Origin of the sequence: Cupriavidus oxalaticus (assembly GCF_016894385.1) — a bacterium.
Classification (GTDB): Bacteria; Pseudomonadota; Gammaproteobacteria; order Burkholderiales; family Burkholderiaceae; genus Cupriavidus; species Cupriavidus oxalaticus.
In genome coordinates this window covers 2,198,667-2,210,609 of sequence record NZ_CP069812.1, presented here as the reverse complement: position 1 = coordinate 2,210,609, position 11,943 = coordinate 2,198,667, and the positions used below count along the sequence as shown (strand labels likewise).

Below are 11,943 nucleotides of genomic sequence, written 5' to 3'. Positions count from 1 at the left end.
TTGCCGCCAGCCACCCGGTTGCCCCGGCGGTAAACCATTACTTGAACATCAGCGATGTGCAACTAATATATTACGAAGCGCGCCACCACAGAGCGCGTCTCATTGACACAGGAGACAACCATGGATATGTCTGCAGGCGCCCTCAAGCTGGAGGCGGGTATTGCGGCGCGGCTGGAACGATTGCCGATGACCGGCTATCAGCGCTCGCTGTTCGGCATCATTGCCACGGCGTGGTTTTTCGATTCGATGGATCTGGGCCTGATGACATTCGTGCTGGGCTCGATCAAGGCGGAATTCGGCCTGAGCGCCGCGCAGGCCGGCCTGCTGGCCAGTTCCAGCTTCCTCGGCATGTTCCTGGGCGCGGCGATTGCCGGCCTGCTGGCGGACCGCTTCGGCCGCAAGCCGGTGTTCCAGGTCAGCATGGTCTTCTGGGGCGTGGGCAGCCTGATGTGCGGGCTGGCGGACAGCGTGACATCGCTGATGGTTTATCGCGTGCTGCTCGGCTTTGGCATGGGCATGGAATTTCCCATCGGCCTGTCGATGGTGTCGGAGATCGTGCCCGCGAAGAGCCGCGGCAAGTATGTCGCGATCCTGGAGGGCTTCTGGCCGATCGGCTTTATCGCGGCCGGCGCGCTGACCTACGTGCTGTTGCCGGTCATCGGCTGGCGCGGCATCTTTATCGCGCTGGCGGTGCCCGCCGTGTTCGTCTTCGTGGTGCGCCGCATGGTGCCCGAGTCGCCGCGCTGGCTTGAGGACGTCGGACGCAGGTCAGAGGCCGATGCGGTGATGGCCGGCATCGAACAGCGCGTGGAACGCGCCTCGGGCCGTCCGCTGCCGGCGGTTTCCGCCACGTTTGGCGGCACGCAGGCGCCGAGCCGCAAGGCGCGCTTCATGGAGCTGTGGAGCGGTCCCTATGCACGCCGCACCATCATGCTGTGGTCGGTCTGGTTCTTTGCGCTGCTGGGCTACTACGGGCTGACCACATGGCTCGGTGCGCTGCTGCAGCAGGCCGGCTATGCCGTGACCAAGTCCGTGCTCTACACGGTCTATATCTCGCTGGCCGGCATCCCCGGGTTCATCTTCTCGGCATGGCTGCTGGAAAAGTGGGGCCGCAAGCCGACCTGCGCGCTCATGCTGATCGGCAGCGCCGTGGCCGCGTATGCCTATGGCCAGGCGGCCGTGCACAAGCTGCCGGTGGAGCAGCTGATCGCCGCCGGCTTGTGCATGCAGTTCTTCCTGTTCGGCATGTGGTCCGTGCTCTATGCCTATACGCCGGAGCTGTACCCCACGCGCTCCCGCGCGACCGGCTCCGGCTTTGCCTCGTCGATCGGCCGCGTCGGCTCGCTGGCCGGACCCTATCTGGTTGGCGTGCTGCTGCCGGTGACGGGGCAGGGCGGCGTCTTCACGCTCGGCGCCTTGTCCTTTGCGGTGGCTGCGGCAGTGGTGCTGCTGCTGGGCGTCGAAACCCGCGGCAAGGCGCTGGAAGAAGTGTCGCAATAGGTGTCGCAATAGGTGTCGCAATAACGGTTCGCCGCGCGGCATCCAGCCGCGCCCGCATGGCGCCCCTGGCCACCAGGGGCATTTTTTGGATCGTCGCACTTTTATATCCAACTGATATGTTAGTGCGGCGCAGTTTTCCGGAGATGCAATCATGATGACGGAACGTCAACGCAAGTTCAGGGAGCAATACAAGGCCGATATCAGCCCGCTTTACAACGGCTTGCTGCATATCGCCGTGATCTACGGCGTCGGGATCGGCGCGCTGTGGTGGGCGATCCAGCGGCTGGACAACGTGACCTGGGAGTGGGCGCTGATCCTGCCGGTATTCCTGGCCGGAAACTTCGTGGAATGGTTCATGCACAGCTATGTCATGCACCGCCGGATCAACGTCTTTGCGCTGCGCGCCATCTATGAGCGCCACACGCGCCAGCACCACCAGTACTTCACCGACCAGGAGCCCACCATCGACAGCACGCGTGAATTCCGCATCGTGTTCTTCCCGTGGCGCGTGCTGGCAACGCTGGGCGTGGGCGGCGGCGGGCTGGGCTACCTGGCATCGCTGATCTTCAATGCCAACGCCGGCTACTTTGTCTTCATCACGATGGTGGCGCAGTACCTGATCTACGAGACCTTCCACTATTGCTGCCATGTGCACGACAACTGGTTCGTGCGCAACATGCCCTTTATCAACACGATCCGGCGCCACCACACCGCGCATCACAACATGGGCATCATGATGAAGTACAACATGAACCTCACGTTCCCGATCGCCGACTACATCATGGGCACTTCCGACCTGCGCCGCGGCCTGGTCGGGCACCTGTTCAACGGATACAGCGAGGCGCACGTCAAGGAAGAGCTGAAGCCGATCATCCAGAAATTCCGTACCGACCATTCGCGCGTTACGCTGGATGGGCCCGAGCTCGATGAAGAGGAACGGCGGGCGATGGCCGCCTAGCCGGCGTGTGGGTTCCGTGGAAAGAAGCAAGCGCCAGAGGAGGGGCAGGGGAGAGGGCAGGAGTTTCCACGAAGCGAGGCGCTACGGTGCTTGCCATGCGCCTGCCCTGGCATTCTGGCTACTAAACCACTGACGGACCCATGGCCCTGGCTTCGACCACGGCGCCGGCGCGGGCCACCTCCTGGTCCAGCAAGTCAATGATGCCGGTGACGCCGCGCAGCTCGCCCATCCGCACGCTTGCCAGCGCGAGCGCGAGCGGCATTGTCGGTGCGGCGATGTGTTGCCCGATTGCCGCCACGCGGCGGTCCTGCCGTTCGATCAGCCCGCTTTCGCCGCCGCCGCCGGCGCGCAATGCCTGGCCGAACTCCCATGCCGCGGACCGCGACTGCACGAGCGCGGCGCCGATCAGCGTTTCGTCCAGGCGGCCGGCCACCCTGTCTGCCAGCCGCAGCAGCGGCCAGACGGCGGCGAGCCGGTCCTGCACCTCGTCGACCATCAGCAACAGGAGATCGTTGACGCGATCGAAATCCGCCCGTGGCAGCGGGTACTCGTCCAGCGTGCGGGCCGCGGCGATGCCGAGATCCAGGTTGATATGCGCATTGATGCCGAGCAGCAGATGCTGCGATACCGTGGGCCGCCAGCGCGCTGCGGCATCGAAGGCAACCTGCCATGCACGGGTCACCGGTGCTGCGCGGAGGTGTGCCGCCAGCGCTTCGAAGTAACGGCCCGCAAACAGCACCACCAGGCGCTCGGCCGCCTCGGGCTGCTCGAAGGCGCCGGCCGCGAGGGCACTGCGGGCGCGCAGCGTGACGCCGCGGTAGAGGGCGGCAAAATAGCCGAGCCGGCTTGCATGCTGGCGCGACCAGGCAAGCATCGCATCGAAGCGCGCGAGGACCGCCGCGCCGTCAGGCGGCGGCACCGGGTCGAGCAGGATGCTCATTCGCCTATCGTGACGTGTTCGATCCCGCCATGGTCGTCGAGCGCAATCGAGACCGGCAGGTTATCGTCGCGCGCCTTCTCTAGCAGGCGCCTCAGGCGCTCGTCATGGCGCTTCACGAGAACCTCGCGCCGCTCGTCCAGCACCGCTGCGAGCAGCCGCCCGCGCGCGTCGAAGCGCAGGGCCGTGACGAAGCCCGTCAGCACCTGGTGGCCGCTGCCCGGCTGTTTCTCCACCACGATTCCGCCCAGGGTTTCCGCGTCTGGCTGGAAGGTCAGCACCTCGCGCGCACCGGGGAAGGCGTCGTTGGCGACGGAGATTTCCGCGGTGGCTTCGAGCGGGCTCAGCACCGTGAAGCGCACGACTTCGATGCCCGCCCCGAAAGCGATCTGGGTTGCGGCGGAGAAGGCCGCGTCGTGGATCGTTACCGCTACCCGGTAGCGGCGGCCCGGCCGGAAGCGGGCGGGCTCGACCGTGAGGCGCGGGTCGCGCGGGCGTCCGACCTGCACCGAGGTGAACTCCATGCGCGCGACCTTGTGCTTGCCCTCCAGCAGGCCCTTCAGCTCGACGCGCAGCGGCGCGATGCCAGGCTGCGGAAAATCCGCCTTGGCAACCAGGGTGCCATCCTGCTGCGCATGCATCGGCCAGGTGCGGCCGGTGAAGTCGCTCAGGACCGCTTCGAACTTGCCGGTGGCCGGCTTGTCCCGGAACATCGGCGTCGCGGTGACGACGCTGGTGTCCTGCGGATCGAGCTGGAAAGGATCGACGCGCAGCAGGATATCGAACTCCGGGCTGACCGAGCGCGCCATCAGGTTCAGGCGCAGCGGCCGGAACTGCGGATCGCCGGCAACACGCACGCGCCAGGTGCCGGCTTCGGGCGAAGGTATGTGCAGCGCGGTCATCCATCCCACGCCGATCTCGAAGGCACCGTTGAGCCCATGCCGGAACGACGTGCCCGACGGCGAGGTGGCTTCGATCGACGGGCGGCCGGGGTGGTGCCACGTCAGGCCCAGCAGCAGTTCCTGCGAGATGTCGTCGACATCGACTTCGAAGTGCGCCTCATTGACGCGGTGTTGCGATCCTTCGTCATTGCCCGCCGCCGCCAGGCGCGGCAGGCTGAACTGCTCCCACAGCAGCCTGGATGCAGGCCATGCCAGCGGCCGCAGCGGCAGGATGCCGTTGTTGTTGACGACCTTCATCGAGTTCGTCATCAGCGCTGCCGAGGTGTCCGCCGCATACGACGGCGTGGTGCTGATCGTCTTGACGGTGCTGCCGAAGGGCTCGGCTTCGGCGGCCAGGTCCGTCAGCGTCGCGTTGAGCAGATCGGAGCCGATGCCCTGCGCATTGAGCGCGATGCCGTTGCCTGCCAGCAGCACGGCAAAGTCGATGCCCTGCTCGAATTCATAGCCGCCCTTGGTCAGCCGGCTGTCATGCTGGATCGTCTGGTTGCCGTCGGTGAACAGCACGATCTTCTTCTTGTACACCGCGGGGAACAGCGGTGGAGGATTGGCGACCATGAAGTCGGCCACGGTCCGCACCGCATGGAAGATGTCCGTCATGCTGCCGACCGCGGCCTGCACCGACGGCTGGTCTTCAATGGCGCTGACCACGTTCTTCCATGCCGTGGTGTCGCCCACCGGAAAATTTCCCTGGCCGATCAGTCCCTTGGTCTGCGTGGCGAAGTACCAGAACGACACCGCCCAGGTTTCGTCGGACGACGAGGTCTTGTTCTCGATCTCATCGATGATGTACTGCACCGATTCCGAGGCCTCGACGATCTTGTCCTTGGATGAGCCGTTGCCAGCGCTGTGGAACATCGAGCCCGAGGCATCGATCAGGATAGCGAGTTGCTTGGCCATGCCGGTGCTCCTGTTCGGACGGATAGCGCTTGCGCGGCGGAGCGGGGCCTGCGTTCGCCTGTGTCCGCCTGTGTCCGCCTGTGTTCGACCCCAGTTAGTTATAGCGCGTCGGGCGTGACCGGGAGGCCGGCTGTTGCTTTTCTGTCTATCCGCGTGGCGCAAGTGAAGATCATGCAGATCTCATTTGCAGCGAATTTGCGCGAGAGAACCCGGACTTCGCCGCGATGGCCTCACGCATTCTGCACAGGCTTGTCCTGCACCGGCTCCGCATGGATCTGCATCACCGCCTCTCGCTTCTCCAGCAAGTGGTGCCGCAGGATGCCGGCCAGCTTCTTGCCATCGCGCGCCTCGAGCGCGCTGATCATGCCTTCGTGCTCGTCGACGGCGCGGTCCCATTTTTCCGACTGGAAGTTGGAGCGGAAGCGCAGCGCCTGGATGCGCCGGTTCAGCGCGAGGTACGTCTGGCTTAGCGCCGCGTTGCGCGCGGCGGCCACGATCAGGTTGTGGATCTCCTGGTTGCGGGCGTAGTACCCGGGCAGGTCCTTCTGCACGCGGCAGGCGAGCATGGAGTAGTGCAGCGCCTTGATCTCGGCGAACTCCGCCGGCGTGATGCGCTCGCATGCCAGTTCGCCTGCAAAGGCCTCGAGGCCGCTCAGCAGCTCGAACATTTCCCACACTTCGGTCTCGCTCATGCGCGACACGCTCGCGCCACGGTTCGGCCAGATGTCGATCAGGCCTTCCGCGGCCAGCACCTTGAGCGCCTCGCGCAGCGGCGTGCGCGAGATGCCGAGTGTCTCGCACAGCTCGCGCTCGTTCAGCTTCATTCCCGGCGACAGCACGCCTTCGACGATGAACCGGCGCAGGTGCTCGACCACCACGTCGTGCAGGCGCTTGCGCTCGAGCTTGGGCAGGAGCGGATCGGAATGTCTGTTTTCGTCGTCAAGGGGATTTTGCATTCAATTTTTCCAACTGCGGAAGGTGGGTTCAATTGTATCTCAAGCTCGAAAGCGCCCAATTGCCATCAGGGTTAACGCGGCGAAAGTTCGCCTTGAGATACGCGGGGCAGCGGTGCTACAGTAAATTGAATTCAAAATTCAAGATTCAAAATTCAACACGGAGACGCCATCCCATGATTCACCTCGATTTCCACCCCGCTGGCCGCCACTTCCTGCAGATCCCCGGCCCGAGCCCGGTCCCGGATCGCATCCTGCGCGCCATGAGCTACCCGACCATCGACCACCGCGGTCCCGAGTTCGGCGCGCTGGGGCGGAAGGTGCTGGCCGATATCAAGAAGGTCTTCAAGACCGAGCACCCGGTGATCATCTACCCCGCGTCGGGTACCGGCGCCTGGGAGGCCGCGCTGGCCAACACGCTGAGTCCGGGCGACCATGTGCTGATGTTCGAGACGGGCCACTTCGCCACGTTGTGGAAGAAGATGGCCGAAGCGCTGGGCCTGAAGCCCGAGTTCCTGGGCCTGCCGGGCATCGAGGGCTGGCGCCGCGGCGTGCAGGCCGACATGATCGAGGCGCGGCTGCGCGAGGACACCGCGCACGGGATCAAGGCGGTCTGCGTGGTGCATAACGAGACGTCGACGGGCGTGACCTCGAACATTGCCGCGGTGCGCAAGGCCATCGACGCCGCCGGCCACCCCGCCTTGCTGCTGGTGGACACGATCTCGGGCCTGGCCTCGGCCGACTACCGGCATGACGAGTGGGGCGTCGATGTCACGGTGTCGGGTTCGCAGAAGGGCCTGATGCTGCCGCCCGGCATCAGCTTCAACGCGATCTCGCCGAAGGCGATCGCGGCCGGCCACGGCGCCACGCTGCCGCGCGCATTCTGGGACTGGACCGAAATCATCGAAGCCAACAAGAACGGCTACTGGCCGTATACCCCGAACACCAACCTGCTCTACGGCCTGTCCGAGGCGCTCGACATGATCCTGGGCGAGGGGCTGGACCATGTCTTCGCCCGCCACCAGCGCCTGGCGGAAGCCACGCGCCGCGCCGTGCGCGCATGGGGCCTGGAGATCCAGTGCGCCGACCCGGCGGTGTACAGCCCCGTGCTGACCGGCGTGATGATGCCGCAGGGCGTGGACGCCGATGCCGTGCGCAAGCTCATCTATGAGCGCTTCGACATGTCGCTGGGCCAGGCGCTCGGCAAGATGCGCGGCCGCATGTTCCGCATCGGCCATCTGGGCGACTGCAACGACCTGACGCTGATGGCAACGCTGGCCGGCTGCGAGATGGGGCTGAGGCTGGCAGGCGTTCCTGTCGCAGCGAGCGGCGTCGCGGCGGCCATGGACTACCTGGCGTCGCACGCGGATATGCCAGTGCTGAAGGCGGCTGCCTGAACGCCGCCGCATAGGCCGGCGCCGGGACGGACCGGGCCGGCCTGGCAGCCCTATCCACGCATCACAAGCCCATGCCATCACGTCGGGGTGATCGGCAGGGGCGCCTGTTGCCTGCGGATTCACGCCGGCATCCACCGACGTTCGTCCAGCCGGACACAAGCCGGCTGTTTGCCATGAATACCTTTACTTCCTCCACGCTGGTCAAGCCGATCCATTTGGTGCCATCGCAGCATCGCGCCGTGTCGCCGCTGTCCGCGCTGCTGCGCAAGGAACTGCGCGGCGACGTGCTGTTCGACCGCGCCGGCCGCGGGCGCTATGCCACCGATGCGTCGATCTATCAGATCATGCCGATCGGCGTGGTCGTGCCGCGCGACCAGGCCGACCTGCTGCGCGCGCTCGACATCGCCCGCGACCAGCGCGTGCCGGTGCTGGCGCGCGGCGCAGGGACCAGCCAGTGCGGGCAGACCGTGGGCGAGGCGCTGGTGATCGACAACAGCAAGTGGCTCAACAACGTGGTGGCGTTCGACGCGGCGGCGCGCACGGTGACGGTGGAGCCGGGCATCGTGCTCGACCACCTCAACGCCTGGCTCAGGCCGCATGGCCTCTGGTTCCCGGTGGACGTGTCGACCGGCGCGCAATGCACCATCGGCGGCATGGCCGGCAACAACTCGTGCGGATCGCGCTCGATTGCCTACGGCAACATGGTGCATAACGTGCTGGCCATCGATGCCGTGCTGGCCGACGGCAGCGAATGCCATTTCGGCTCGCTGGCCAGGCCGGTGGCGGCGGGGCGCGCCGAAGGCATCCTGCGCGGGCTGGAGCGCATTGCCACGCGCGAGCGCGGCGAGATCGCCGAGCGCATGCCGAAAGTGCTGCGCCGCGTGGCCGGCTACAACATCGACCTGTTCGACTGCCAGAACCCGATGGCCTATACCGACGATGGCCATGCCAACCTGGCGCATATCCTGGTGGGGTCCGAGGGGACGCTGGCGTATAGCAGGCTGGTCACGCTGAAGCTGGCGCCGCTGCCGGCGCACAAGGTGCTGGGCGTGGTGAACTTCCCCACGTTCTACCAGGCCATGGACCTGACGCAGCATATCGTCAGGCTGCGCCCGGTGGCGGTGGAGCTGGTCGACCGGACCATGATCGACCTGTCGATGGAGAACCCGGCCTTCCGCCCGGTGGTCGAGCGCGCGCTCACCGGCGACCCGCAGGCCATCCTGCTGGTCGAGTTCGCCGGCGAAGACCGCCAGGCGCTGCTGGCGCAGCTGGAACAGCTGGCTGAGCTGATGGGCGACCTGGGCCTGCCGGGTTCGGTGGTGAAGATGCCCGACGAGAAGGCGCAGAAGGCGCTGTGGGACGTGCGCAAGGCCGGGCTCAACATCATGATGAGCATGAAGGGCGATGGCAAGCCGGTGTCCTTCATCGAAGATTGCGCCGTGCCGCTGGAACACCTGGCCGAATACACGCGCCGGCTGACCGAGGTCTTCCACAAGCACGAGACCGAGGGCACCTGGTACGCGCACGCCAGTGTCGGCACGCTGCACGTGCGTCCTATCCTGGACATGCGCCGCGACGGCGCGGTGCGCATGCGCGAGATCGCCGAGGAAGCGGCCGAGCTGGTGCGCGAGTACAAGGGCGCCTATTCCGGCGAGCACGGCGACGGGCTGTGCCGGGGCGAATGGGTGGCATGGCAGTATGGCCCGCGCATCAATGCCGCGTTCAGCGAGATCAAGGCGCTGTTCGACCCGGACAACCGCTTCAATCCCGACAAGATCGTGCGGCCGCCCCGGATGGACGCGCGCGAGAACTTCCGCTTTGCGCCCGGCTATGCGGCGCTGCCGCTGACGCCCGCGCTCGACTGGTCGGCCTGGAACGTGCGCCGCGACCCGATGAGCGGCGAGGAGACCGCGCCCGGCACCGGCGCCGACACGGCCACGCACGGACTGGCCTCGGCGGTGGAGATGTGCAACAACAACGGCCACTGCCGCAAGTTCGACGCCGGCACCATGTGCCCGAGCTATCGCGTGACCAAGGACGAGCAGCACGTCACGCGCGGCCGCGCCAATACGCTGCGGCTGGCCGTGTCCGGCCAGCTCGGCAGCGAAGGGCTGGCCAGCCCCGAGGTGAAGGAAGTGCTGGACCTGTGCGTGTCGTGCAAGGGCTGCAAGCGGGACTGCCCGACCGGCGTCGACATGGCCCGGCTCAAGATCGAGGCGCGCCATGCATGGGCCAAACGGCACGGCACCAGCCTGCGCGAACGCATGGTCGCGTACATGCCGCGCTATGCGCCGGTGGCGAGCCGGCTGTCGGGACTGCTGGCGCTGGCGGACCGCATTCCGCTGGTCTCGGGCTGGGTGAAGCGCGCGCTGGGGTTTGCGCCGGAGCGGTCGCTGCCCCGTTTCCGCAAGCCCTTCCTGACTGCGGGCATGGACGCTGGCAAGCCCGCCGGCAAGTCCGCCGGCACCCGCGAGGTGCTGCTGTTCGTCGACACGTTCAGCAACTACATGGAACCCGAGAACGCCCGCGCCGCGCAGGCGGTGCTGGAAGCGGCGGGCTATACCGTGCATTTCAACACCCGCGCGGGCGAGCGCCCGCTGTGCTGCGGCCGGACTTTCCTGGCCGCCGGGCTGGTGGACCAGGCGAAGGAAGAGGTCCGGCGCATGCTGGACGCGTTCCGCCCTTATGTCGCGCGCGGCGTGCCGGTGGTGGGGCTGGAGCCGTCCTGCCTGCTGTCGCTGCGCGACGAGTTTCTTGGCTACGGCTATGGCGACGAGGCCCGGCAGCTTGCCAGCCTGTCGTTCCTGTTCGAGGAGTTCCTGGTCCGCGAGGAGCGCGCGGGCCGGCTGGACCTGCCGCTGCAGCCGTTGCAGGCCTCGGAAGCGGTGGTGCACGGACACTGCCACCAGAAGGCCTTCGATGCCTTCACGCCGGTGCAGACCGTGCTGGGCTGGATCCCGGGGCTGAAGGTCGCGCCGGTGGAGTCGTCGTGCTGCGGCATGGCCGGCAGCTTCGGCTACGAGGCGGAGCATTTCGAGGCGTCGAAGGCCATGGCCGAGCTGTCGCTGCTGCCCGCTGTGCGCCAGCGCGCCGCCGATGCCATCGTGGTCGCCGACGGCACCAGCTGCCGGCACCAGATCCTGGACGGCGCCGATGCGCAGGCGCTTCACGTGGCGCGCGTGCTGGAAATGGCCCTGGCAGGAGGCCGTGGTGGCTGAGGCAGCAGCCGCATCGCTGGCACGGACAACAAAGTCAAGCCGCAACCAAAGCGGATCAGAGTACCCGTCAAAGTATCAAGCAGAGTACCTAAGCCAAAGGAGACAAAAAAATGCAACGCAAGATCGTCAGGAGCGCCCTCACCGCCATGGCCTGCGCCACCGCCTGCCTCGGCGCCAATGCATGGGCCTGGGAGCCGGCAAAGCCGGTCGAGATCGTGGTGCCGTTCAGCGCCGGGGGCGCGTCGGACCAGATGGCGCGCGCCATCCAGGGCATCATCGCCAGGCACAAGCTGATGAACCAGCCGGTCATCGTGCTGAACAAGGCCGGCGCCAGCGGGGCCGAGGGCCTGATGGACACCAAGGCGTCGCAAGGCAATCCCCACAAGCTGCTGGTCGCGTCGTCGGCGCTCTATACCGTGCCGATGGTCAGCCACCTGCCGTTCAGCTGGCGCGACCTGACCCCGGTGGCCATGATTGCCCAGGACGAGTTCGTACTGTGGACCAATGCCGCCGGGCCATACAAGTCGGTGCCGGAGTTTGTCGATGGCTCGAAGGCGAACGCGGGCAAGGTCAAGGTCGGCGGCACCAGCTCCAAGCGCGAAGACCAGATCATCACCTCGCTGGTGCAGAAGAAGACCGGCGCGAAATTCATCTACGTGCCGTACAAGGGCGGCGGCGAAGCGGCGACGCAGCTGTCGGGCCAGCATATCGACGCCAACGTCAACAATCCGTCGGAATCGGTCGGGCAATGGCGCGCCGGCGAGCACAAGGCGCTGTGCGTGTTCGCGCCGGAGCGCATGGCCTACAAGGCCAAGGTCACGCAGGCCCAGAGCTGGAACGATGTGCCGACCTGCAAGGAGCTGGGGCTCGACGTGCAATACCAGATGCTGCGCGTCTTCATGATGCCCGGCGGCGTCACGCCCGAGCAGCAGAAGTACTACGTCGACCTGATGCAGAAGATCGTGGCCACCCCGGAGTGGAAGGAATACCTGGAAAAGAACGCGCTCAAGAACGAGTTCCTGACCGCCAGGGCGCTGACCGACTTCCTGGCGAAGGACGAGGCCGCGCACCGCGACATCATCAAGGAAGCCGGCTTCGTCGCCGCGCGCTGAGGCACGCGC

The 11,943-nt window shown here is 66.4% G+C and carries 8 protein-coding genes; 5 read left to right on the top strand and 3 right to left on the bottom strand.

Going from position 1 to position 11,943, the window contains the following annotated elements; genetic code table 11:
• Positions 1-120: 120 nt before the first annotated feature.
• Positions 121-1,500 carry an MFS transporter gene (locus tag JTE92_RS22600; protein WP_063237979.1) on the top strand — a complete coding sequence of 460 codons (1,380 nt, stop codon included), beginning with the start codon at positions 121-123 and terminating at the stop codon, positions 1,498-1,500.
• A 151-nt stretch (positions 1,501-1,651) separates the two neighbouring features.
• A complete protein-coding gene (locus JTE92_RS22595) occupies positions 1,652-2,458 on the top strand; it encodes a sterol desaturase family protein (protein WP_063237978.1) in 807 nt (268 codons plus the stop codon).
• A 121-nt stretch (positions 2,459-2,579) separates the two neighbouring features.
• On the opposite strand, the gene JTE92_RS22590 is transcribed toward JTE92_RS22595, so the two are convergent.
• The 3 genes from JTE92_RS22590 to JTE92_RS22580 all read right to left on the bottom strand — a co-directional run bounded on the left by JTE92_RS22590 (position 2,580) and on the right by JTE92_RS22580 (position 6,210).
• Positions 2,580-3,398, bottom strand: coding sequence for a DUF5995 family protein (locus tag JTE92_RS22590; RefSeq protein WP_063237977.1), 819 nt, complete (start codon positions 3,396-3,398; stop codon positions 2,580-2,582).
• The gene (locus tag JTE92_RS22585; RefSeq protein ID WP_063237976.1) at positions 3,395-5,254 is read right to left on the bottom strand and encodes a vWA domain-containing protein; all 1,860 of its coding nucleotides are present in this window, start codon (positions 5,252-5,254) and stop codon (positions 3,395-3,397) included. The genes JTE92_RS22590 and JTE92_RS22585 overlap by 4 nt, the downstream gene beginning before the upstream one ends.
• Positions 5,255-5,484: 230 nt before the next feature.
• Positions 5,485-6,210, bottom strand: a complete 726-nt coding sequence (locus JTE92_RS22580; RefSeq protein WP_063237975.1) for a GntR family transcriptional regulator — start codon at positions 6,208-6,210, stop codon at positions 5,485-5,487.
• A gap of 173 nt (positions 6,211-6,383) precedes the next feature.
• Between JTE92_RS22580 and JTE92_RS22575 the strand changes: the two genes are divergently transcribed.
• The 3 genes from JTE92_RS22575 (at position 6,384) to JTE92_RS22565 (ending at position 11,934) form a co-directional block, all read left to right on the top strand.
• The gene (locus tag JTE92_RS22575; protein WP_063237974.1) at positions 6,384-7,604 is read left to right on the top strand and encodes a pyridoxal-phosphate-dependent aminotransferase family protein; all 1,221 of its coding nucleotides are present in this window, start codon (positions 6,384-6,386) and stop codon (positions 7,602-7,604) included.
• Positions 7,605-7,777: 173 nt separating this feature from the next.
• Positions 7,778-10,822 (top strand): FAD-binding and (Fe-S)-binding domain-containing protein, encoded by a 3,045-nt coding sequence (locus JTE92_RS22570; RefSeq protein ID WP_063237973.1) that lies wholly within the window; start codon positions 7,778-7,780, stop codon positions 10,820-10,822.
• Between the two features lie 110 nt (positions 10,823-10,932).
• Positions 10,933-11,934: a Bug family tripartite tricarboxylate transporter substrate binding protein gene (locus JTE92_RS22565; protein ID WP_063237972.1), complete on the top strand. Its 1,002-nt coding sequence runs from the start codon at positions 10,933-10,935 to the stop codon at positions 11,932-11,934.
• Positions 11,935-11,943 lie beyond the last annotated feature (9 nt).